The 23,725-nt window shown below is 39.6% G+C and carries 18 protein-coding genes; 17 read left to right on the forward strand and 1 reads right to left on the reverse strand.

All coding sequences use genetic code 11. From position 1 onward, the window contains the following. The first annotated feature begins 503 nt into the window (after nucleotides 1–503). The 4 genes from NF867_RS03775 (at nucleotide 504) to NF867_RS03790 (ending at nucleotide 3,324) form a co-directional block, all read left to right on the forward strand. Nucleotides 504–1,487 carry an SEL1-like repeat protein gene (locus NF867_RS03775; RefSeq protein WP_252586214.1) on the forward strand — a complete coding sequence of 328 codons (984 nt, stop codon included), beginning with the start codon at nucleotides 504–506 and terminating at the stop codon, nucleotides 1,485–1,487. A 379-nt stretch (nucleotides 1,488–1,866) separates the two neighbouring features. Further along, on the forward strand, nucleotides 1,867–2,184 hold the full coding sequence (locus NF867_RS03780) for an ArsR/SmtB family transcription factor (RefSeq protein ID WP_252586215.1): 318 nt from the start codon (nucleotides 1,867–1,869) through the stop codon (nucleotides 2,182–2,184). Beyond that, complete coding sequence (locus NF867_RS03785; protein ID WP_252586216.1) at nucleotides 2,184–2,687, forward strand: SRPBCC family protein; 504 nt, start codon at nucleotides 2,184–2,186, stop codon at nucleotides 2,685–2,687. The genes NF867_RS03780 and NF867_RS03785 overlap by 1 nt, the downstream gene beginning before the upstream one ends. A 19-nt stretch (nucleotides 2,688–2,706) precedes the next feature. After that, a complete protein-coding gene (locus tag NF867_RS03790; RefSeq protein ID WP_252586217.1) occupies nucleotides 2,707–3,324 on the forward strand; it encodes a YdeI/OmpD-associated family protein in 618 nt (205 codons plus the stop codon). 391 nt (nucleotides 3,325–3,715) lie between these two features. Here NF867_RS03790 and NF867_RS03795 read toward each other — a convergent pair whose 3' ends face one another. Beyond that, nucleotides 3,716–4,015 (reverse strand): hypothetical protein, encoded by a 300-nt coding sequence (locus tag NF867_RS03795; protein WP_252586218.1) that lies wholly within the window; start codon nucleotides 4,013–4,015, stop codon nucleotides 3,716–3,718. Nucleotides 4,016–4,276: 261 nt separating this feature from the next. Between NF867_RS03795 and NF867_RS03800 the strand changes: the two genes are divergently transcribed. The 13 genes from NF867_RS03800 to NF867_RS03860 all read left to right on the forward strand — a co-directional run bounded on the left by NF867_RS03800 (nucleotide 4,277) and on the right by NF867_RS03860 (nucleotide 23,378). Then, entirely contained in the window at nucleotides 4,277–5,329 is a 1,053-nt protein-coding gene (locus tag NF867_RS03800) for an efflux RND transporter periplasmic adaptor subunit (protein ID WP_252586219.1), read from the forward strand. After that, nucleotides 5,326–6,585 (forward strand): ABC transporter permease, encoded by a 1,260-nt coding sequence (locus tag NF867_RS03805; protein WP_252586220.1) that lies wholly within the window; start codon nucleotides 5,326–5,328, stop codon nucleotides 6,583–6,585. The genes NF867_RS03800 and NF867_RS03805 overlap by 4 nt, the downstream gene beginning before the upstream one ends. Nucleotide 6,586: 1 nt before the next feature. After that, a complete protein-coding gene (locus NF867_RS03810) occupies nucleotides 6,587–7,264 on the forward strand; it encodes an ABC transporter ATP-binding protein (RefSeq protein WP_252586221.1) in 678 nt (225 codons plus the stop codon). A gap of 157 nt (nucleotides 7,265–7,421) precedes the next feature. Continuing rightward, on the forward strand, nucleotides 7,422–8,522 hold the full coding sequence (locus NF867_RS03815) for a mandelate racemase/muconate lactonizing enzyme family protein (protein ID WP_256471355.1): 1,101 nt from the start codon (nucleotides 7,422–7,424) through the stop codon (nucleotides 8,520–8,522). 253 nt (nucleotides 8,523–8,775) lie between these two features. Then, a complete protein-coding gene (locus tag NF867_RS03820; protein WP_252586222.1) occupies nucleotides 8,776–10,062 on the forward strand; it encodes a DEAD/DEAH box helicase in 1,287 nt (428 codons plus the stop codon). 110 nt (nucleotides 10,063–10,172) lie between these two features. Continuing rightward, nucleotides 10,173–11,774 carry a DUF6377 domain-containing protein gene (locus NF867_RS03825; protein ID WP_252586223.1) on the forward strand — a complete coding sequence of 534 codons (1,602 nt, stop codon included), beginning with the start codon at nucleotides 10,173–10,175 and terminating at the stop codon, nucleotides 11,772–11,774. 237 nt (nucleotides 11,775–12,011) lie between these two features. Beyond that, nucleotides 12,012–12,542 (forward strand): DUF5004 domain-containing protein, encoded by a 531-nt coding sequence (locus tag NF867_RS03830; protein WP_252586224.1) that lies wholly within the window; start codon nucleotides 12,012–12,014, stop codon nucleotides 12,540–12,542. A gap of 22 nt (nucleotides 12,543–12,564) precedes the next feature. Further along, a complete protein-coding gene (locus NF867_RS03835; protein WP_252586225.1) occupies nucleotides 12,565–13,665 on the forward strand; it encodes a hypothetical protein in 1,101 nt (366 codons plus the stop codon). Between the two features lie 21 nt (nucleotides 13,666–13,686). Continuing rightward, nucleotides 13,687–16,647, forward strand: coding sequence for a SusC/RagA family TonB-linked outer membrane protein (locus NF867_RS03840; RefSeq protein ID WP_252586226.1), 2,961 nt, complete (start codon nucleotides 13,687–13,689; stop codon nucleotides 16,645–16,647). Between the two features lie 18 nt (nucleotides 16,648–16,665). Continuing rightward, on the forward strand, nucleotides 16,666–18,135 hold the full coding sequence (locus NF867_RS03845) for a RagB/SusD family nutrient uptake outer membrane protein (protein WP_252586227.1): 1,470 nt from the start codon (nucleotides 16,666–16,668) through the stop codon (nucleotides 18,133–18,135). A gap of 107 nt (nucleotides 18,136–18,242) precedes the next feature. Further along, the gene (locus NF867_RS03850; protein WP_252586228.1) at nucleotides 18,243–19,478 is read left to right on the forward strand and encodes a glycoside hydrolase family 99 protein; all 1,236 of its coding nucleotides are present in this window, start codon (nucleotides 18,243–18,245) and stop codon (nucleotides 19,476–19,478) included. Between the two features lie 7 nt (nucleotides 19,479–19,485). Continuing rightward, on the forward strand, nucleotides 19,486–21,492 hold the full coding sequence (locus NF867_RS03855) for a glycoside hydrolase family 97 protein (RefSeq protein ID WP_252586229.1): 2,007 nt from the start codon (nucleotides 19,486–19,488) through the stop codon (nucleotides 21,490–21,492). A 1,424-nt stretch (nucleotides 21,493–22,916) separates the two neighbouring features. Next, entirely contained in the window at nucleotides 22,917–23,378 is a 462-nt protein-coding gene (locus NF867_RS03860; protein WP_252586230.1) for an aminoacyl-tRNA deacylase, read from the forward strand. Nucleotides 23,379–23,725 lie beyond the last annotated feature (347 nt).

Here is a 23,725-nt window from a genome sequence, read left to right on the forward strand (position 1 = left end):
CTGTCGACTTTTAGCCGCAATCCATTTGATTAATTGTCCATAGCCTGATTCGTCATTACTGACCTGAATGTACGTGTTCGCCTCCTTCAGCACTAAAGTGGCATCTAAGGTGGCTTTGGAAACATCGATACCAATGATTACTGACTTTTTCATAGATTTGAGTTGAAGAAAAACTAATACCCTTAACAGGCCTGATAACCTAAGATTCTATCGGGTTCTGTTCAACCAGCGAAGAGAACGGGGCCAGTTCCGAAGGTAGGCCCAAACGCCTGGCAAGCGCGCTGGAGCACCCGCTCTTCTCTGGAAAATTTAATTATTTTAATCACATAAACCTAAGGGCAAGCGTCGCCCGTTATGCACTATTTAAAGACCAACATATGCGACCATACATTTTGACATTTTTGTTCTTACTGACTTCAATCTTTTCATACGGTCAGGACAAAAACTATGAAACAGGAATAAAGGCTTTTGACTCGAAAGACTATACTAAAGCCTTTAAACTAATGAAACCATTTGCTGAATCAGGCGACTCAATTGCTGAATTTATAATTGGCTTTTGCTATCTAAACCCTGATTCGAGTATAAAAAATGATTCTTTAGCAGAACATTATCTAATTCGTTCAGCCGAAAAGTACAACCCCAAGGCGATGGGAGGGCTTTCGATTTACTACTTTCAGAAGGGAATTGAAAATGAAAAACTCAAAGTTCAAGCGTTGGTTTGGGCAGAAATTGCAGGAGCATATGACCCTGCTTTTAATGCGACTACGACTCGTTATTTGATTAGACAGTACCTAAATGAATCGCAGTTAAATGAAGCAGAGGCAATACTCAAAGAGCAAAAGACAAAATTTGACAAAATAAGTATTGATGCTTTTCACCGCCTTAATAAACAAGCTAAGTCAAGTAATGAAAATTCTGACAAAGCAAAGATTCCTGAAAACAAATACAATTTAATAGAAAACCCTTATTTAGATTGGGTTTATCGGTGGAAACTACAAAGGTTTGAATGTGATTCAATGTATTATACAGCACAAGTCGAAACGAAACTATTAGACTCAACTATTAATGCAATCAGAAGGAATCAATCATTCGACATTCATTTCCTTTATCGGAGTGACAAAACAAAGAAGTTTATTATTTCCAAAGAGGAACAAGATTACTTGGTAAAAGAACTTGAATCACTGAAAAATCATAGATGGGAACAAAATATGTTTCCTTATTCAAGACGTTTAGAACAAAGCGAGATTCAACCGACTTTTGACAAAACTGAAAATTTACCAACGGAAAAGGAAAAAAACATGTGTTCAATCGTATACACCTTTTCAAAACCTATTTTCATCCGTAAAGGAGCCATTGCATTATATTTAGACCAAAAAAGATATAGGACTAACTACACGCAGTTGGAATTTGGATTCTATATACTTGAAAACAATAGATGGGAACAGATTGCGACTGTTTACAAATATTATGAAAGTTCAAAAAGATAAACTGTGCATAACAAGGTATTGTCAAAAGCGGGGCTGAACGGCTTCGATTGGACATTTGCGCATACTTCAAATTTCTTCCTTCGATTAAACTTTAGTGCAAAATTTCCCCGCCTTCGATAAGCCTATCCGTTAGCCGCCTCCCATTTTCCAAATAATGGACTCCATCAGTTAACGTTTAGAACAAAAACTGAACGTTCGAGGATAAAAAAGTGGTTTATTGTTACATTAAGCCTGTAAATGAAAAACGTTGGTCAGATTTTTTTTTGAGGCCCCCATCCAAACTGACAATTCAGATTAAAAAATTTTGAGATAAACTTGCGAAACCGAATAGTTGCACATATATTCGCAACCGATTGATTTCATAATAAATAACACCGCAATGAGAAGAGATGTTTTTCAGGCTATTGCCGACCCAACAAGAAGAGCTATCATAGCTTTAATTGCAGTACACGCAATGACACCTAATGCCATTGCTGAACATTTTGATACAACAAGACAAGCGGTTTCAAAACATTTAAGAATATTGACTGAATGCGAACTGGTGAAACAAGAATACCGGGGGCGAGAAATTTTTTATCAACTTGAAATTGATAAAATGAAAGAAATAGACAAATGGTTAGAACAGTTTAGAAAGATTTGGGAAAACCGTTTTGAACAATTAGATCAACTTCTATCATCTATTAAAAAAAACAACTAATGAAACACAATTTACAATTTGACTTTCTTGTAGATAAGAAAAAAAATACGCTAACCATCAGACGCGAATTTTTAGCTGACCGACAATTAGTTTGGAACTGTTACACAAAAAGTGAACTTCTAGACCAATGGTTTGCGCCAAAACCGCTAACAACAAAGACAAAATCAATGGACTTTCGCGAAGGCGGCCATTGGCATTATGCAATGGTGGAACCAAATGGTACAGAATATTGGGGTTGGACTGAGTATCTTAAAATTAAACCAATTGATTACTACACATCATTAGATGCTTTTAGTAATGCTGATGGTGAAATAAATAAAGACCTTCCACGAGCAGAGTGGCTTGTTACTTTCAGCGAAAAAGGTGATAACGCCTTAGTAGAAACTATTGTAACCTATAACTCTCTTTCAGATTTGGAAGTAGTTATTCAAATGAATATGGAACAGGGTATGATGGCAACTCTTGAAAAACTTGATGAATTACTATTAACCTTGAACAAATAAATAGATCTAGAAGAACATCATGAAAAACTTCAATAGTAAAGTAGATGATTACATTGCAAAGTCAGCCGAATTTGCAAAACCAATGCTCAATTACTTAAGGGAACTTGTTCACGATACTTGTCCTGATGTAGAAGAAGATATTAAATGGGGAACTCCGCATTATTCATACAGAGGTGACCATTTGTGTATGATGGGAGCATTTAAAAATCATTGTTCTTTTAGTTTATATAAAGCTGAACTAATGAAGGACAAAACTATTCAAGACAGTGTAAAGGCTGGCAAAAAATTCGGTTATATGGATAAGCTGAAAGACCTATCTGAATTGCCCGAAAAAGAAGTTTTAGTCGCTTATATAAAAGAGGCGATGGAACTTAATGCAAACGGAACGGCAAAACCAAAACCTGTTAAAGAAAAATCAACAGAAGAAGTTGTTGCACCGCAGGTATTTATTGACGCACTGAAGAAAAATGAAAAAGCGGGTTCGGTCTATGAAAGTAAATCTGCATCGTTCCAGAAAGAATACATCAAATGGATCGCAGAAGCCAAAACGGAGGAGACAAGAGATAAAAGAATAGAGCAGGCTCTTGATTGGATAGCAGACGGCAAGGGCAGATTTTGGCAGTATGCAAAAAAGTAAATGCCTGACAAACTGGTATTATAACAAAACATCGAATTCCGTAATAAAAGGGGTATCTATCCTGATAAAAAAAATGAGAGAGAGTGTAAAATAAACTGCCTCGAGCAGCTTCTGAATTAGGTATCACCTCGTTCCAAAACCGTCTTACCACCTTGTTTAAGTGAGGGGCGGGTGTTCTCGAACCAGCACTAAACAGGTTCCGAACCAGTTCGAAAGTGGTACGAACTAGCCCGACACCGATTTGTGATACCTACAATAAGCAACTTGTCAAATTAAGTGCCCGCCAGATCATTTGTGACCTACCCTCGTCGGTCGAAAACGACGATGGTCACCAAATTGCCGGCTTTACAACAGGGGCATTTCTTCAACAGGGTGTTTACCGGCTTGTCCTTTACCGGCAGGTGCCGCCCAAGGTCCGGATCAGTTGGCCGATTTTCGATCGTTTCTGAGGAAGAAAGAGGTATTCGTGTAGCTGTTCGGGATCGAGTTCGGTAGGAACTTTGCCAAAATGCACGGCGATGGCCGCCACATGCAGGGCATAGTTTTTAAAAGTGCTCGTACTGCGTCCTAAAATAGAAATGCTGCGTTCGAACCGGTAAATCAGTTCGGCAAATCCGGGAACTTCGCCTTTGGCACGGTCAAGCTTGTTTTCCCCTAAAGCTTCGGAATTCTTTTTTTGCCATGTTAACAATTGTTTGATACTTTAGTTAAAGTAAGACATTCACCCACAAAAGCTACCGAAGGTTTAGTTCAACAAGGGGTTTGCGATAGTGGAGCGAAACTGCAAAGTTCAACGGCAGTTCTTCGAATCAATTTTTGGGCAAATTAAAGATTTGTGCTAAAAATCCGCCACTTCGCAAGCCGATAACCGTTATTCGTTTACTTATAATCCATTATATCAAGAGGATAAAACACTCAAATGAATAATAGAATAACAATTACAATATTTACTATGACATTCCTCTTTCTTTCGTGCAATCGAAAAAAGGAGATTATCACTCCTGAGGTAAAAAACATTACGGAAAGTGTTTATGCTTCGGGTATTATTAAAAGTGAAAATCAATATGAAGTTTATACCAAAGCCAATGGGATAGTGAATAGAATAGCTGTTAAAGAGGGCGATTATGTAAAAAAAGGACAATTGTTATTTCGCATTGAAAATCCAAATGCCAAATTATCCGTTGACAATGCCCGGCTAAATGCTGAAGTGAATGACTACTATACTAACAGCGAGAAGTTGAAAGAGGCTTACAATTCAATTCAGCTAGCTCTTAAAAACCTAAGCAATGATTCTTTAGTTTTTGAAAGACAAAAGATGCTTTGGAATCAAAATATTGGTTCAAAAGTAGAGCTTGAACAAAAGGAACTCGCTTTTGAAAAATCAAAAGTGACACTAATGCAGGCAAGAGTTAATTACGATGACTTAAAACGCCAATTATATCTTGCTTACCAACAAAGTCAGAATAATTTAAAAATTGCTCAAACCTTTGAAAAAGATATGGAGATACTAAGTGCGTTGGAGGGCATTGTTTACAAAATAGATATCAAAGAAGGCGAACTGGCTACTGTTGCTTCCCCTTTAGCTGTAATTGGAGAAGAAAAATTTGTTATTGAACTCAATATTGATGAATTCGATATTGTGAAAATAACGAAAGGCCAAAAAGTAATTATTCGGTTGGACGCCTATAAGTCTCAAACTTTTAGCGCCGTAATACTCAGTATTTATCCAATGATGAACGAACGTACCCGAACATTTAAAGTAAAGGCTGTCTTTACCCAAGAACCAAAAGTGCTTTACCCAAATTTAACATTGGAGGCCAGTATTATAATAAATAAAAAACAACATGCTTTAACCATTCCTACTCGTTTTTTGCTCTCGGATTCTACTGTAATGCTGGAAAATGAGACCCTAAAGAAAGTAAAAATTGGACTAAGCGATTACAACCTAACTGAAATCAAAAGTGGTATTACTGCAAATTCTAAAATAATAATACCCAAGAAATGAAGGTTAAGCATATTTACGAAATTGCTAAATCGCTATTACTCGCGAGGTCCAGGCAATCACTTGTTGCCGCTATTGGTGTGACCTTTAGCGTTGCATTTTTTATTTCACTGCTTGGTTTTATGGAAGGATTAAACTCATTGTTGGATGGCTTGGTATTGAATAGAACGCCACATGTTAGACTCTATACTGAAATTCGTCCTTCAGATTTTCAACCCATTGACTTATCCAAAACTTACCAAAAACAACATAATTTTATCAGTTCTGTAAAGCCCACTAATGCCAGAAAAGACATATACAACGCTCTTGCCATTATTTCAACCCTTAAGGCAGATACAAGGGTGATTGGAGTTGCCCCCAAAGTGACAGCACAAGTATTTTACAATCTTGGAAACATTGAATTAAATGGTGTTATAAATGGAATTGATGTTCTGCAGGAAGCCATACTATTCAATTTTAAAGATTATGTAATAGGAGGAGATTTTAAGGATCTAATAAACAGATCGAACAGTATTATATTAGGAATTGGAGTTGCCGAAAAAATGCTTGCAAAAAAAGGCGATATCATTACCGTAACCACCCTAAATGGAGGTCAATTTTCTTTAAAAGTAGTTGGCTTTTATCAGTCGGGTATAGCAGAATTAGATAAGGTACATAGTTTTGTGAGTTTATCCACCGGGCAGAAACTATTGGGAGAGTCGAGTAATTTTATTAGTGATATTCAAATTAAAGTAAAAGACATGAGCCAAGCACCTGCTATGGCCAATGAATACCGACGGGTTTTTGGTATCGATGCCGAAGACATACAAACTGCCAACGCACAATTTGAAACGGGAAGTAGAGCTCGATCTATCATCTCATATGCGGTGGGCATAACCTTGCTTATAGTCGCAGGATTTGGCATATACAATATTCTTAATATGATGATTTATGAAAAATTGGATACAATCGCAATTTTAAAAGCAACAGGTTTTGCCGGAAGTGATGTAAAAATAATATTTATTGTTATTTCATTAAGCATCGGTATAGGCGGTGCACTAGCAGGGGCACTTTTAGGCTTCATCTTTTCTTTGATCATTGATGCTATTCCTTTCAATTCGGCTGCTCTGCCAACAGTAACTACCTATCCGGTAAATTATGGATTGCAATATTATTCAATTGCCATGCTATTTGCTGTAGTTACCACCTATTTTGCGGGTTGGTTTCCCGCAAAGAAAGCAAGTAGTGTAGATCCGGTGGAAATCATTAGAGGAAAATAAAATGGAAAATAAACCTTCTTTAGTCGCTACGGGCATATATAAATCGTTTTACGACCCTGCAAAAGTTGATATTTTAAAAGGCATTTCATTTAGCATCAATAGAGGAGAATTTTGTTCCATTACAGGCAAATCGGGATGTGGTAAATCTACTCTACTATATATATTATCTACTATGGATACTGACTATAAAGGAGAGCTTTTTATTGATAGTGAATTAATGACGAATAAATCTGAAAAAGAACTAGCGTTTGTAAGGAATGAAAAAATTGGGTTTGTTTTTCAGTTTCATTATTTGCTCAATGAGTTTAGTGTGTTAAAAAATGTAATGCTGCCAGGTTTTAAATCAAGTAAACATACAGAGGAAGAACTAGAGCACAAGGCTTATGAACTTTTAAAAAAACTGGGTATAGAAAAACTATCAAGTAAAATGGCTTATCAAGTTTCTGGCGGAGAAAAGCAACGTGTGGCAATTGCTCGTTCAATGATAAACGACCCCGTTATATTGATGTGTGATGAACCTACAGGAAATTTAGATAGCAAAAACACTGAAATTGTATTTGAAATATTTAAAGAATTAGTGCATGCTTTCAACAAGACTATTTTAGTAGTAACGCACGATGAAAATTTTTCAAAAAAAACCCATCGAATCATCACAATGCGAGATGGAAGTATTATGTAACAATAATAAAAATAGTACTATAAACGTGAGTTCGAGTTAAGCGGTTAGCAATAGTTGGTTGCTGGTCATTGCTTACTGGAATCTGCCTACTGTCTGCTACCTCCCCTCTCATTTCTTTCCAACAATTCATATCTTAAGCTCTTTAACCATACAAGCAATGGAAAACATCCATATTACGGAGATCGAGATCTATAAGTTCAGTATCGCTATGCCCCCTTTTATCATTTCGGGCGGAGTGATCGATAAAGCGCAAAATACCCTTGTAAAGATCTATACCAACCAAAATATTTACGGCTTAGGCGAATGTTCGGCTTTTGTTATGCTCGTTGGCGAAACGCAGCATACGGATTTTGAACTGGCCAAAGACTTTGCCCGTTTATGGAAAGGTAAAAACCCCTTGGAGATTGAACAGCGCATGAATGAACTGAACACTTATTGTGTTCATAACCCAACGATAAAAAGTGCCTTCGACATGGCCTTGTATGACATTGCTGCCAAATATGCCAAAATGCCTTTGTACCAGTTTTTAGGAGGTACGCATAAAACCATTACTACTGATCATACCATTGGCATTGCGGATGCGGATCAAATGGCACAACGGGCTCTCGAACTAAAAGGTAAAGGAGCAAGTATCATTAAAGTTAAATTAGGTCGCGGCAAGGAAGATGTGCAACGGGTAAAAGCCATACGAGATTCGGTAGGTGCTGAAATGATACTGCGGGTAGATGCCAACCAGGGTTGGGATTACCGAACGGCTGTTTATGTGTTGAAAGAGATTGCCCAATACAACATTGAGCTGTGCGAAGAACCGGTGAAATATTGGAACAATGCCGATTTAAAACGCATAACCGATCATTCGCCAATTCCTATAGCTGCTGATGAATCGGTAAAGGACCATCATGACGCACAACGGCTCGCAGCGATGAAAGCTTGTGATTATTTCAATATAAAGCTGGCTAAAAGTGGAGGTATTAGAATCGCCGCTAAAATCAATGCCATTGCCGAAGCGGCTGGAATGAAATGTATGTTGGGTGGCATGTGTGAGTCGAGGATTGCCCTTTCGGCAAATGCACATTTCGCCCTTTCGCAATCAAACATTCAATTTTATGATCTCGACACTGCACTTTTATTACAGGAAGACCCTTGCGTTGGAGGAATTATCTACAACGGTTACGACATAAGCGTTCCGCAAACACCAGGCATTGGTGCCGATGCAGATGAAAACTTCCTGAAAAGTTGTGAGAAAGCAGTGGTTTGATAGAGATGTTGATTGTCCATAGATAGTCAATAGTTCATGGATCATAGTCGATAGTCCATGGCTCTGCTTTTTACTTCTAAAATCGTACATCGCGAATCTTAAATCCTATATCGCCCTCACATCAGCTATGATCTATGAACCATTAACTGTTAACCACTAAACTTTACGTACCTTAGCTCCCTAAAATAAACCAGGTACTAATTTTCTACTTGGAAAAACTATCGAAGAACTTTTTTCTTCCCAATCCATAAACATGACATTTAACGAACTCCATTTAATAGATCCTATTTTAAAGGCATTACAAACTGAAGGATACACACAACCCACTCCTATTCAGGAACAAGCAATTCCTGTTTTGTTAGAAGGAAAAGACCTTTTAGGTTGTGCCCAAACAGGAACCGGGAAAACAGCAGCTTTTGCTATTCCTATCCTTCAATTGCTACAGGCAAACAGCCGACATGAGCAAGGACCCAAAGCTATAAAGGCTTTAATTCTTACTCCTACCCGCGAACTGGCCATACAAATTGGCGAAAGCTTTGCCGCTTATGGCAAAAACCTCAAACTAAAACATTTGGTTATTTACGGGGGAGTTTCACAGTTGGCACAAACCACAGCTTTAAATAAAGGTGTTGACATTTTAATTGCCACTCCCGGACGTTTGCTCGATCTGATGAATCAAAAGTTCATCCATCTTCATAAGATTCAGATGTTTGTGCTCGATGAAGCCGACCGAATGCTCGACATGGGTTTTGTAAATGATGTAAAAAAGGTGATCAGTAAGCTGCCTGAAAAGCGTCATAGCTTATTTTTCTCGGCCACTATGCCTCCGGCAATCCAACAATTGGCTGATAGCATCTTAACTAATCCGGTAAAGGTGGAAGTAACACCGGTTTCATCCACTGCTGAAAAAATTAACCAATCGGTTTATATGGTTGATAAAGGCAGCAAACGTGCGCTGCTCAATCATATTTTGGAAGATAAATCGATTGAAACGGCCCTTGTATTCAGCCGCACCAAACATGGCGCCGACCGTATTTCCCGTGAACTGAACAAGGTTAAAATTAAGGCTGAAGCCATTCATGGTGATAAATCGCAAAACGCCCGACAAAGAGCATTAACCAATTTCAAGAGCAAAGAAATAAGGGTATTGGTTGCCACCGATATTGCTGCACGTGGAATTGACATTGACGACTTAACGCATGTTATTAATTTCGATTTGCCTTACGAAGCAGAAACGTATGTGCATCGTATCGGCCGGACAGGTCGTGCCGGGGCAAATGGTATAGCACTGTCGTTTTGTGATGCAGAAGAAATGACCTATCTCAAAGATATTGTTAAGCTTATCGGAAAGGCCATTCCAACAATTGAAGATCATCCTTTTCCTTTAACCGTTCAACGAATGTTAGAAGTTCAGGATCAGCAAACGCAAAAAAAGAATGATAACCGCCAAAAGCGTGGTTTTTCTCATAATAAAAACAAGGGTGCGACTCAGCACAGCAAGAAAAAACAACATCGAAAGGGAAACACAAAGGCTAACTAAACCCTCGCAGGAAACAATTGCTAAATTATTCGGAAAAAATTTAGCAATTTTTCATTTCAATTATTTTACTTTAAGCTGATAAACCCGTTTAAACTGAATAGCGATCTTTCATGAAGTACCTGTTTACATTCTTACTAGTTGTTTCTTGTAATTTAAGCTTTGCCTCTACCCTTCCTGACAGCACTTTACAAAAATTAGATCAGATTCTTGAACAGCGTCAGCTATTCGATGCTCAAAAAAATAAAGAGATCGGTGCTTTAAAGCAAAGCATTATAAATACTGATAAGCTTGACGTTTATCAGCAGTTTAAAATTTATTCATCTCTGTACGACCAATACCGCACCTACAGCTACGATTCGGCTTTTATTTACATCAACAAGCTGCAAAAACTGGCCGCCAAAATAAACGACCCTTCCCTAATAGAATCCGTAAAGATCAAGCAAGGCTTTATCTTGCTTTCATCGGGAATGTTTAAAGAAGGTTTCGACACCTTAAACGCCGTTAAAACCAAACATTTGCCGGCAACGCTGAAACAAGAGTATTATTCACTGATGGGTACGTCTTATTATAATCTGGGCGATTATAATAAGGACACCTATTATACGAACAAGTACAACCAGCTTGGAAGCCGGTTTATCGATTCAGCTTCGGCGCTTTTGTCGCCGAATTCATATGATTATTTATCAATGCAGGCATTAAAAGACCTGAAAGAAAATAAGCTGGACACGGCTTTGAGTATTTTTCAGCGAATTTTGGCCAATTTCCGGCTGAATAATCACCAATATGCGATCACCACTTCTACGATGAGCGATATTTATATCCGTCGTTCGGATTATAATAATGCCATTGAACTGCTGGCCCAGGCTGCCATTGCCGATATCAAGTCGTCAACAAAAGAAACTACCGCAATTTTAATTCTGGCCAACTTACTGTATCAACAAGGTGATGTAAAAAGAGCCTACGATTACATAAGGCAGGCTTCGGAAGATGCTGCATTTTACGGAGCGCGGCAGCGTAAAATTCAGGTAAGCTCGGTGATGCCGATTATTGCGGGGGAAAAGCTGAACAGTATCGAAGCGCAAAAACGTGCATTGATCATGTACTCATCAATCATCACGTTGCTAACATTGGTGATTATCGGCTTTATCTTCATAATCATCAGGCAGGTTAAAAAGCTGAAAGAGGCTGAAAAAGTGATCACCGCCTCAAATGCTTCCTTGCAGGAAATGAATCACACCTTATTGGAGGCCGAAAAGATCAAGGAAGAGTATATCGGTTATTCGTTCCATATCAATTCAAATTATATTGATAAGATAGGCCGCTTTAAGAAAGTGATCGGACAAAATGTGGAATCCCGAAAACTGGATGAAATCAAACTGCATGTTAACCGCATCGACCTAAAGAAAGAGCGTGAAGAATTGTATCATGGCTTTGATAAAGTGTTCCTTCGTTTGTTCCCTCATTTTGTTCCCGACTTTAACGCCTTGTTCAAAGAAGAGGATCAAATTCGACCTACCGGACTTGAATTATTGAATACCGAGCTGCGCATTTTCGCCCTGATCAGGCTAGGGATTACCGACAATGAAAAGATAGCGCAGATCCTCGATTTTTCTGTTAATACCATCTATTCTTATAAAACCCGAATAAAAAACAAATCATGGGTTTCAAATGATGAGTTTGAAGACAAAATTATGGCCATAAAAGCTATATAAACTCCTTCATCGTCTATATTTCATCCATATTCATCTTGATTAATAAGTCAATCAACTTATTGATATTCAATTAGTTAAAAGCAATAATTGACTTTATTTTCTATATTGAAGTTTAATTCATTGCTCTGCTTCCTTTTTCCTCCTTCTTTTGTTTTGTGACTTGGCTCCGGGGCTTTTTGTCGCACAACCGATTTATTTAAAGACCGATTTAAGTAACCAATTTATTTACACAGCAAAATGAAAACGAAAAGTCAACACGCTCTTTTCGGCTGTTTGATGTTCCTTGCCTTGGCAACAACAACAAGCAGCTGCGAAAAGAAAGACGACGGTAGCTATGTGGCACCTATCACACGCTACGAGAAAGTTCAGGGTCAATGGCAATTGACCGGGCTTAATCAAACAGACGAGCTGGCAAAATCTACCGGTGGCTCGCTAACCCAGGTAAACTTGTACGGCAAATTCAACTTTAAAGACATGCAAATCACTTTTAATGTTGATGCCGAAAACAACCCTACCTCCTATTCAGTAAGCGGTAATGCACCCGAGTTATTTACCAAACAAGGTTTTTGGCAAATGGATGCCGCATTTACTACCGGCAAAACCGCTAAGATCTTCTTGTATTCAGATGAGGCTAAAACTCAAAAAATTGATGAACTGGAAGTGACCACTATGCCCGGAGCAACCACCAATATGGATCTGCGATTGGTACGCACAAGCGCCGGAACGCCATTCCTTTCTTATCAATTCTCACTAAAACCGGTTGAATAATCAATTCTAACAAATACTTAAAATGAAAAGATATTTACTTTCAGCAGTTCTCTTACTGCTTCCATTTATAGGAATGTGTCAGAATGCGATTAATGAAATCTGGACACAACCCGCCATTTTTAAAGCCGACGAGCAGGTAACTTTGTTTTTTGATGTTAAGGGTACCCAGCTTGAAACTGAAACTGATGCCATTTACTTATGGTCATGGTTCCCTAGTGAGCCTGATGCCGGCAACTGGGCCAATTCATCTGATTTTGCCAAGCTTACCCATGTAGAAGGTACCGTATGGAAAATCACTATGGTTCCTTCTGATTATTATCATGTAGCAGCTGATCAGATCGTTTCATTGTATGGTTTATTGAAAACCAAAGACGGTTCGAAAGTTTCAGATGCTTTTGCTCCTGATAAAGGAAATGCGATCAATCTTTACAACTTTACGGATATTAAGAACACAAAGATCAGTGATTTCTATCCTAAAACTATCAAAGGTGACAGACCATTCTCAATTTTGATAAATGCAGGAAAAACCTGGAGCGACTGTGCTACCAACGCCACCCAAGGTGCATTAGCAACAGCTTCGGAAGTTCATATGCACTCAGGCTTAAACGACTGGAAAGTGATCGTTGAAAACAACCCTGCCAACCTTGCAAAAACCAAGCTTACTCATTTAGGCGACAATATTTACCGTATGGATATGATTCCATGGGAGTATTATGGTCAGGAGATAGCCATTACCAAAGTTAACGCGGTATTTGCCAACGACACCTGGAGCAAATTGGGCTTTGATACCAACTGTGCCGACTTCTTATTCAACAGCACCGGTATTGTAGTGGTAACTCCTAGCTACAACCTGTTCCCTCAAAAAATAACCAAGAAAGACATCCTAACATTAGTGGCCGTAAATGGCGACCTGGATGCATCAGACTTGAATTATGAAGTAACCATGGGTACTACAAAAGTTACCGGCAAGTTTGAAGGTATTAAACCAAATTACCGTGCTTACATCGATTTGGTTACTCCATTAAAGGAACAAAACGTTGATAAGATCCACGTGACCATTAAAACTAATTCGGGAGCAAACCTGCTCGACACCGATATGGCTTTAACTCCAATTGTCAATTAATTCTCCTAAGAAATTAATATCATGAACTTAACAAGATTATTTCGATATAACCTGGCCTTGCTGCTGCTCGTTTGTTTGAGCGCCATGGCCTTCGCAAAACCTGTAGAGGATGTTACAGTAAACGGTACTGTAGCTGACACGAAAGGTACCCCGCTTCCGGGTGTTTCTATATCAGTAAAAGGTTCCACAGCCGGAACCACCACCGACAATGACGGTAAGTTTAAAATTACTGTTCCTGCAAAAACCGTTTTACATTTCGCCTTTATCGGCTTTGACGCCCGTGAGATGATCGCAAACCCAACGATGTATGTTACCCTGCAGGAAAGCGTTACTTCCCTTTCGCAAGTAACTGTGGTATCGATCGGTTACGGTTCGGCGCGCAAAAACGACCTTACCGGTGCCATCAACTCAGTAAACGCTAATAAGTTTACCAAAGGGGTGATCACTTCCACTGAGCAGGTATTACAAGGCCGAATTGCTGGTTTAACAGTTAATCGCGCCGGTGGCGACCCTACCCATGGTTCTTCAATGCGTTTACGCGGCGGAACTTCATTAACGGCAAGCAGTTACCCTCTAGTAGTAGTTGACGGTGTTTTAGGCGCCGACATTAATACTATTTCTCCTGACGACATTGAGTCGATGGATGTATTGAAAGACGCTTCGGCAACCGCAATTTATGGTGCCAGAGGTGCAAACGGGGTAATCATCGTTAATACCAAAAAACCTGCAACCGGTCGTGTTAAAGTTGACCTTTCGGGCTACGGCTCTTTCGGCTACACTGCCAACAGCATCGATATGTTATCTGCTAATCAATGGAGAAAATATGTACGCGATAATAACATAGGTGGAGCTGTTGATTACGGTGCTACCACCGATTGGCAGGATGCAATTTCTCAAAATGCATTTTCACAAGGCTATAATCTTGCCTTATCGGGCGGAAATGAGAAAAGCACCTACCGTGCTTCATTGAACTTAATGCAAAACAATGGTACCATCATTACCAGCAAGCTTAATCGCTTAAACGGAAAGATCAACGTAACACAAAAAGCAATTAACGACAGGTTGAATATTGACCTTAGCTTAAGCTCTACGTACGATAAATTTAAGCCGATTGATTACAACGCATTACGTTACATGTATAACGTAAACCCAACTATGCCAATTTATGATGCCGATGGCAAGTACTTTGAGGCCAGAGGTAACCTGGATTATAATAACCCGGTGGCCCAGTTGGAGCAATTAAAAAATGACAATACCACCAGCCGTTTCTTAGGCGTTTCGAAATTTGATTTTCAAATTGTAAACGGATTAAAAGCGGTTGCTAACCTTTCGTACATCAACAACAGTTTCGAAGGATTATACTACGCTCCTACCAACTCTATGACCGGCCAAAACGACAATGGCTTTGGTTCACAATCCGGCAACAAGGTGAATGAAAAATTGATGGAACTTTACCTGAACTATGATGCAAAAATTGCTGCCGATCATTCGATCAATTTAGTGGGTGGTTACTCGTATTTCGATAGTCAAAACGAGTTCTACGGATTATCTCGTCGCGGTTTCAACTCCGACACCTTTGGTTATTATAATTTAGGATCGGGCCAGGATTACCGTGTAAGTGATATTTACAACGGTAAAACCGACTGGAAACTGATCTCTTTCTTCGGTCGTGCCAGCTATAACTTCAAGGGCAAGTACATGGTTTCAGGTACCTTGCGTAACGACGGTTCAACCAAATTTGGTGCAAACAATAAATGGGGCTTGTTCCCTTCAGGTGCTGTTGCCTGGAACATGGCCGATGAAGCGTTCCTGAAAGATGTTAACTGGTTGAATCAGTTAAAACTGAGAGCGGGCTACGGTTTATCAGGTAACCAGGAAGGTATTGCTCCTTATACTTCTTTAGCCTTAAGCGGCCCATTAAATGGCGAATTGTACTATGATTCGGCATCTAATTCATGGAAAAACGCTTACGGCCCAATCCAAAACAACAACCCTGATTTAAAATGGGAAACTACTGCACAGTTAGATATCGGTGTTGATTTTACCTTATTTAACCGTATTACCGGTACCATTGATTATTACGATAAACAAACCAACGACCTGCTTTATACTTATCGTGTGCCTCAGCCACCTTATTTATATAGCACCATTTTGGCTAACGTGGGTAACCTGAGCAACAAAGGGGTTGAGCTTACCTTAAACGCTTCGGTTTACAATACGGATAAGTTTAAGTGGAACATCGACTTCAACATTGCTAAAAACAAGCAAAAGATCACTAAACTTTCTAACGATGCTTATACTACGGAGGCTGTTTATAGTGGCTTATTGGTAAACCGCGGATTCTCTAATGTCTACACCCAGGTGATCAAAGAAGGTTATGCTCCGGGTACTTTCTGGGGACCAAAATTCTTAGGAATCGATGATAGTGGCAAGTTTATGCTGGAAGACTTGAATGGTGATGGTCAGATTACTGATGCCGATGGACAATACTTAGGAGATGCCCAGCCTGATTTCACCGGAGGTTTGGGAATGAATTTCAGCTACAAAAACTTTGACGCAGGATTCTCGATGTATGGTTTGTTCGGACAAAAATTATTGAATGCTACCGGCATGAGCATCACCGATGATAATCGTTTACCATCTAATAATGTTCCGGATGGATCATTAAAAGATAACATAACTGATCAGGCCCGTTTCTCAAGCTACTGGATTCAGAATGGTTCATTTCTTCGTATGCAGTATCTCACTTTAGGCTACAGGTTCAAAACCAAACCTAACTCTTGGTTGCACAATGCCCGTGTTTATGTTACCGGTGAAAACTTATTCTTGATCACCAAATACGATGGCGCCGATCCGGAGATCAGCTTAGACGGTTTGTCAATGCCGGGTATAGACAACTATATCACTCCACAGGGAGGTTCAAACCCTGGAACATATCCAAAAGCAAGAACATTCTCATTAGGAGCCAGCTTATCGTTCTAACCGAAAACAATGAACATCATGAAAAAGAAACTTTTATATATACCGCTAATACCACTGTTATTAACAGTAAACAGTTGTACAAATCTTGATGAGAAACTGTATAACACCATTCCTACGGATGAATACGGAAAAACGCCACAGGAAATTGAAACCATCGTGGGACGCGCCTATGCTTCGCTACGTGGTTATGCCGGGCACTTCCCATTGGATTACACCTACGAATTAAATGAAAATGCTTCTGACGAAGCGGTAATTCCTACTCGCGGAACGGACTGGTATGACGGCGGGGTGCATCAGCGCGTTCAGCGTCACCAATGGAAGGCCGATGAAAACTTAATTCAGGCTACCTGGGAAATGCTTTATTCGGGCATTACCATTGTAAACTCTATTATTTTCCAGGTTGATCAATCAAGCCTGACTGCTGATCAGAAAGCGAATGTAAAAGCGGAACTAAGAGGTGTTAGAGCCTACTATTATTACCGTTTATGCGATATGTTTGGCAATGTGCCTCTGCAAATTGATTACAATGATAAAGAAGTAAAACCTAACTCTACCCGAGCAGAAGTATTTAACTTCATCGAATCAGAGCTGAAGGATGTAGTGGGCAAACTGCCTGCAAGCGGTTATGGCAAGTTTACTAAAGCTGCGGGTTACAGTTTACTGGCTCGTTTGTATATCAATGCCGAAGTGTTTAAAGGCACCCCAATGTGGCAGGAATGTATTGATGCTTGTGACCAGGTTACAGGTTATTCGCTTCAGACTAATTTCCTTGATAACTTCTTAACAGAGAACCAAGGTTCGGTTGAAAATATCTTTGTAATTCCTTATGATGCAACGGTAACCTTAGGTAACTACAAGCAATCATTGGCCTTGCACTACCAGTCTAGAGTGGCTTTTCAAACTACTGCCGATTTCGTAAACGGCTATTGCTGCGAACCTGGCGTATTCGGAAAATTTGAAGAAACCGATGCACGTCGCAAAGGTTTGTTACAAGGTCCATTATTAGCACCAGATGGTTCACAACTTTTACAATCGGACGGTAACCCTATAAACTACAGTGATGCGGTAAGTTTGGAAAGTGCCACCCAAAGTGACGGTGTGCGCGATATCAAGTACCAGAACTCTAAAGGTGACAAATGGGAACGTAGCAACGATTACGTGTTGATCCGCTATGCAGAGGTAATGCTTATGAAGGCCGAAGCGTTGATTCGTTTGGGTCGTGGCGGACAGGCGCAGCCAATTGTGGCGGCAGTTAGAAAACGTGCAAATGTTGAAACTCCTGCAAACGTTGACCTAGATTTTCTGTACGACGAGTTACTTCGCGAGTTCCTGTTCGAAGAACACCGCCGTACCGATCAGATCCGTTTTGGCAAATTCAGTGTTGCAGGCTGGGAGATGAATCAAACTGATAAACGCAGGGAGATCTATCCTATTCCTACCACGGCAATGCAAACCAATAACAAACTGGTGCAAAACCCTGGCTATTAATAAATGTTAAGAAGTACGATGACGAGGTACAGTTAAGGTGTTCAACTAAAACTGTACTTCGTACTTCTTAAATCGTACTTCATTGTTTTACGTTAAATGGTAAAGTAATGAGAATACACGCCTTGCTGCTTTGCGCAATGCTAATAGTTTGCGCCTGTGGCAAATCAAGCGACGATCCACCTCAAAAGAGCGAGGAATTTAAGGTTACGGTTTATCCGGCTGAAAAGGTGCAGAAAACAAAAACGCAAAAGGTTTATGTTCACCTGATGCCCTGGTTCGAATCAAAAGAAACCAGTCCCGACGGCAAATGGGGACAGCATTGGACCATGGCCAACAAAAACCCCGATATTATTAATGGTAGCGGTCAGCGCGAAATTGCCGCACATTTTTATCCATTAACAGGCCCTTATGCTTCAGGTGATGCTGCTATTATCGAATATCAGTTATTGCTCATGAAGCTTTCTGGCATTGATGGCGTTTTCATCGACTGGCCCGGAACAACTGTGCTTTATGACTACCCATTACTGGTTAAAAACACCGAAAAGCTTATTGCAAAGCTCGATAAGGTGGGTTTAACCTTTGCAATTGTTTATGAAGATCAGAATATTAACCATGCTTACGATGCCAAAGTGATTTCGGATAAACTGGCGGCAGCACAACAGGATATGGCTTATCTGTCATCAAACTATTTCACAAAATCTTCGTATATAAAACTTAACAATAAGCCATTGCTGATGGTCTTCGGTCCGCAAACCTTTACTACTGAAAATGAGTGGACGAATGTATTTAACGGTTTAAGTACTAAGCCGGCATTTTTCACACTTTGGAATGCATCAAGTAAATCCGGAAAAAATGCAACGGGCGAATTTGCCTGGGTAACCAAGCCACACCTTGCCGACCTCAACAATTTTTATGGCAATGCATACTCAGGTGTTAAAATAGCCTCTGCCTATCCTGGTTTTAAGGACTTTTATACACAGGGTGGTTGGGGCAACACGTTGTTTACAATTGACCATAACAATATTTCAACTTTTAATGCCACCCTAGATCTTGCTTTAAACAGCGGGTTGGAAAGTATTCAACTGGTTACCTGGAATGATTACGGTGAAGGAACCATGCTAGAACCTACCAAAGAATTTGGCTATGGATTTTTAACCAGCCTACAAAGTAAACTGGGGGTAAACTATACGCAAACCGAACTTGAATTGGTTGCAAAACTGTATGAAATGCGGAAAAAGTATCCGGGTTCAGCCGAAAACCAGAAAAAAATGGATCAGGTATTTTACTACCTTGTTTCAAATAAAATAACCGAAGCCAAAGCATTGCTGCAGGAAATTAAATAAGAGAAAGATGAAAAGAAACATTGTTTTATGCCTGCTAATGCTGGTATGTACCTCGCTTGTGGGTTGTAAATCCACTGCACAAATACTGTCGGTAAACTCGCCCGACGGGAACCTTAACGTTTCCTTCCATTTGAAAGATGGAGTGCCTTATTACAATATTGGCAAAAGAAATTTTACGGTGGTTAATGATTCGAGGATGGGCTTTATCTTAAAAGATATTCCTTCCTTGGATAAAGATTTTAAAATTGTTGATTCAAAAACGGATACTTTTGATGAAACCTGGACACAGCCCTGGGGAGAAGTAAAAGACATCCGTAATAACTATAAAAGGCTGACCGTTTCACTCCAAGAGAAAAAAGGCCTTAAACGCAAAATGAACATTGTTTTTAAGGTTTATAATGATGGCGTTGGATTTCGATACGAAGTACCTGAACAACCGGGTTTAACCGAATACCAAATTATGGATGAACTTACGGAGTTTAACATGGCCCGTGATTTCGAGGCTTGGTGGATCCCGGCATTTCCAGACGCACAGGACTCAGAGCAGCCCTTTACCAAAACAATGCTTAGTAAACTTAATCAAAACGTTCATACCCCATTAACCATGGAATTGAACGACAGCCTGTTTGTATGCATTCATGAGGCAGCTTTGATCAATTATGCTTCCACTACCTTAAAACCTAATGGCACCACCTTGTTAAAAAGTGACCTGGTGCCTTGGGCCGATGGTGCAAAAGTGAAAGTTAAAGGCTCATTGAATACGCCATGGAGGACTTTACAAATTGCTGATAAACCCGGCGACCTGATTACCTCTTACCTTATCCTCAATTTGAACGAGCCTAACCGACTTACCGATATATCTTATATAAAGCCTGGAAAATACACCGGAGTTTGGTGGGGCATGCATGTTAAAACTCAAACCTGGGGTCAGGGACCACAACATGGAGCCACCACTCAAAATGTTAAAGATTTAATCGACTTTAACAAAAAACACAACATTCAAGGTGTCCTGGCCGAAGGATGGAATGAAGGTTGGGACGGCGATTGGGTAAAAGATGGTGCTTTTAATTTCACCAAATCTTATCCTGATTTTGATATGGCCGAGCTGAGCAAATACGCCCAGGAAAATGGTGTTGCGCTAATCTCTCACCATGAAACCGGCGGAAATGTAGCCAACTATGAAAATCAAATGGAAGATGCCTTCACGTTGTTGGAGAAGAATAATATTCATGCCGTTAAAACAGGCTATGTGAATAAACGCATTAATGGCAAAGAGTATCATCAGGGGCAGTTTATGGTTAACCACTACCAGCACGTGGTAGAAACGGCAGCTAATCATAAAGTAATGGTTGATATGCACGAGCCGATAAAAGATACCGGTTTACGTCGCACCTACCCTAACCTAATGACCCGTGAAGGGGTGCGCGGAACCGAGTATGAAGCATGGAGCGAAGGCAACACACCTTCTCATACCACCATTATTCCTTTTACCCGTGGTTTAGCAGGCCCTATTGATTACACTCCTGGAATATTCGACATTCAGTTTAAAAACGATGGAGGCTTTAGGGTTCACACTACTTTAGCGAAACAGTTGGCATTGTATGTGGTAATTTATAGTCCGTTTCAAATGGCTGCCGACCTGACCAAAAACTACGAAAACAATCCGGCTTTCAAATTCATCGAAGATGTTCCAACTGATTGGGAAACCACTAAAGTGCTGGATGCCAAAATCGGGGAGTTTGTGACCATTGTCCGCAAAGACCGTAAAAGCAACGACTGGTACTTGGGTTCCATCACCAATGATAAAGCCTGTACCATTGATGCTAAATTAAGTTTCTTAACACCTGGCAAAAGCTACATGGCCGAAGTTTATGCAGATGGCGAAGGTGCCAATTATGATACCAACCCGCTTCCTGTAGCTATTACACAAACAAAAGTAAATTCTGAATCAATATTAAAGATCAGCCTGGCAGCAGGCGGTGGACAAGCCATCCGATTTAGAATGATTGATTAGTAGATTTTTTTTCATGTTACAACAACTGAAAAACAGTTGTTTCATCGATTAATTGGTTTATTGGAGCAGCCCCTGAAAAGGCTGCTTTTTTATTGATACGGCTTCAGCTTATAAATTTAGGCTATTTTTTATCTGTGGTAATCAGCGTCATTTGCGGGAAAAGATAACTCCCGCTGATCTCCCAGATTTTCGCAGAAATAATATCTATCGTTTTAATAAAGATTTAATCTGATCAGCGGTAATCAGCGTTATCTACGGGAAAAGATAACTCCGCTGATCTCGCAGATTTTCGCAGAAATAATATCTATCGTTTTAATAAGGACTTAATCCGATCAGCGGTAATCAGCGTTTTCTACGGGAAAAGATAACTCCGCTGATCTCGCAGATTTTCGCAGAAATAATATCTATCGTTTTAATAAGGGTTTAATCTGATCAGCGGTAATCAGCGCTATCTGCGGAAAAAGATAACTCCTGCTGATCTCGCAGATTTTCGCAGAAATAATATCTATCGTTTTAATAAGGATTTAATCTGATCAGCGGTAATCAGCGTTATCTGCGGGAAAAGATAACTCCCGCTGATTGCGCAGATTTTCGCAGAAATAATATCTATCGTTTTAATAAGGATTTAATCTGATCAGTGGTAATCAGCGTTATCTACGGGAAAAGATAACTCCCGCTGATCTCGCAGATTTTCGCAAAAAGAATATCTATCGTTTTAATAAGGATTTAATCTGATCAGCGGTAATCAGCGCTATCTGCGGAAAAAGATAACTCCTGCTGATCTCGCAGATTTTCGCAGAAAGAATATCTATCGTTTTAATAAGGATTTAATCTGATCAGCGGTAATCAGCGTCATTTGCGGGAAAAGACAACTCCCGCTGATCTCGCAGATTTTCGCAGAAATAATATCTATCGTTTTAATAAGGATTTAATCTGATCAGCGGTAATCAGCGTTATCTGCGGGAAAAGATCACAACTGCTAATCTCGCAAATTTTCGCAGAAAGAATATTTATCGTTTTAACAAGGATTTAATCTGATCAGCGGTAATCAGCGTTATCTGCGGGAAAAGATAACTCCTGCTGATCTCGCAGATTTTCGCAGAAATAATATCTATCGTTTTAATAAGGATTTAATCTGATCAGCGGTAATCAGCGCTATCTGCGGAAAAAGATAACTCCTGCTGATCTCGCAGATTTTCGCAGAAAGAATATCTATCGTTTTAATAAGGATTTAATCTGATCAGCGGTAATCAGCGTTATTTGCGGGAAAAGACAACTCCCGCTGATCTCGCAGATTTTCGCAGAAAATTGTCCTTGCACCTGGTTCCTCTAAAAACCAATTTCAATTGATAATGAGGCCATTAATTCGTAATTTCAATTCACATTTGCCTGCTTAACCCTGCTGACATAAAAAAGGAGGAACTATGCATAGCAAAAAATTAGAGGACTATCTGAATGATCAGAATGTTCAGTACGCCATTATCGACCACATGGCAACTGCTACCGCCCAAAGAACTGCGGCAGCCGCCCACATTCCAGGTAATGAAATGGCCAAAACAGTTATGTTGAAAGTTGATGATAAGATGATGATGGCTGTTTTACCTTGTCATTGCCGTATTGACATTGGCCGTTTGAAAGAAATAACTGGCGCCAATAATATTTCGCTGGCCAACGAAGGTGAGTTCAGGACTTATTTTCCGGATTGCGAAACTGGCGCTATGCCTCCTTTCGGAAACTTATACGGAATGGATGTTTTGGTGGATGAGCAACTTTCAAAAGATCAGAAAATAGCATTTAACTCAGGCTCTCATCGGGAACTGATTCAAATGCCATTTAAAGCTTTCGAAAACCTGGTGCATCCGCGAATAAGCCATTTTACTGCCTAACCCGATACCGATACTCTGCATACTGCAGAGTATTTTTTTTAATCAAAACTGCTTTTCCTTTTTTAACTACACTAAGCCACTTTAGCTATCGGCACATAAATCATTCATAAAAAGTGTATTGTGTTTTTTTGAATTTTAATCGCTGGCGAATAAAATATACATTTTAAGCAATTTTAATTACTAACATTAATTAAAACATAACACAAGTAAACAAACTTCACCAAAGAAACATCCTCATTATCAAAGTGTTATTTTTACAATAATTGATTTTTATCAGTTTTTTTGAATAAAAGGCCTATTACCTTTGTAGTGTTCTAAAAACGGAATAACATTTGAATTTTAATGAT

This window comes from Solitalea agri, assembly GCF_023914155.1.
GTDB classification, from domain to species: Bacteria; Bacteroidota; Bacteroidia; order Sphingobacteriales; family Sphingobacteriaceae; genus Solitalea; species Solitalea agri.

Bases quoted from the DNA above. Each gene is read 5' to 3' on its own strand.
- NF867_RS03775 (WP_252586214.1), top strand. From the start codon at position 504: ATGAAACCATTTGCTGAATCAGGCGACTCAATTGCTGAATTTATAATT.
- NF867_RS03780 (WP_252586215.1), top strand. From the start codon at position 1,867: ATGAGAAGAGATGTTTTTCAGGCTATTGCCGACCCAACAAGAAGAGCT.
- NF867_RS03785 (WP_252586216.1), top strand. From the start codon at position 2,184: ATGAAACACAATTTACAATTTGACTTTCTTGTAGATAAGAAAAAAAAT.
- NF867_RS03790 (WP_252586217.1), top strand. From the start codon at position 2,707: ATGAAAAACTTCAATAGTAAAGTAGATGATTACATTGCAAAGTCAGCC.
- NF867_RS03800 (WP_252586219.1), top strand. From the start codon at position 4,277: ATGACATTCCTCTTTCTTTCGTGCAATCGAAAAAAGGAGATTATCACT.
- NF867_RS03805 (WP_252586220.1), top strand. From the start codon at position 5,326: ATGAAGGTTAAGCATATTTACGAAATTGCTAAATCGCTATTACTCGCG.
- NF867_RS03810 (WP_252586221.1), top strand. From the start codon at position 6,587: ATGGAAAATAAACCTTCTTTAGTCGCTACGGGCATATATAAATCGTTT.
- NF867_RS03815 (WP_256471355.1), top strand. From the start codon at position 7,422: ATGGAAAACATCCATATTACGGAGATCGAGATCTATAAGTTCAGTATC.
- NF867_RS03820 (WP_252586222.1), top strand. From the start codon at position 8,776: ATGACATTTAACGAACTCCATTTAATAGATCCTATTTTAAAGGCATTA.
- NF867_RS03825 (WP_252586223.1), top strand. From the start codon at position 10,173: ATGAAGTACCTGTTTACATTCTTACTAGTTGTTTCTTGTAATTTAAGC.
- NF867_RS03830 (WP_252586224.1), top strand. From the start codon at position 12,012: ATGAAAACGAAAAGTCAACACGCTCTTTTCGGCTGTTTGATGTTCCTT.
- NF867_RS03835 (WP_252586225.1), top strand. From the start codon at position 12,565: ATGAAAAGATATTTACTTTCAGCAGTTCTCTTACTGCTTCCATTTATA.
- NF867_RS03840 (WP_252586226.1), top strand. From the start codon at position 13,687: ATGAACTTAACAAGATTATTTCGATATAACCTGGCCTTGCTGCTGCTC.
- NF867_RS03845 (WP_252586227.1), top strand. From the start codon at position 16,666: ATGAAAAAGAAACTTTTATATATACCGCTAATACCACTGTTATTAACA.
- NF867_RS03850 (WP_252586228.1), top strand. From the start codon at position 18,243: ATGAGAATACACGCCTTGCTGCTTTGCGCAATGCTAATAGTTTGCGCC.
- NF867_RS03855 (WP_252586229.1), top strand. From the start codon at position 19,486: ATGAAAAGAAACATTGTTTTATGCCTGCTAATGCTGGTATGTACCTCG.
- NF867_RS03860 (WP_252586230.1), top strand. From the start codon at position 22,917: ATGCATAGCAAAAAATTAGAGGACTATCTGAATGATCAGAATGTTCAG.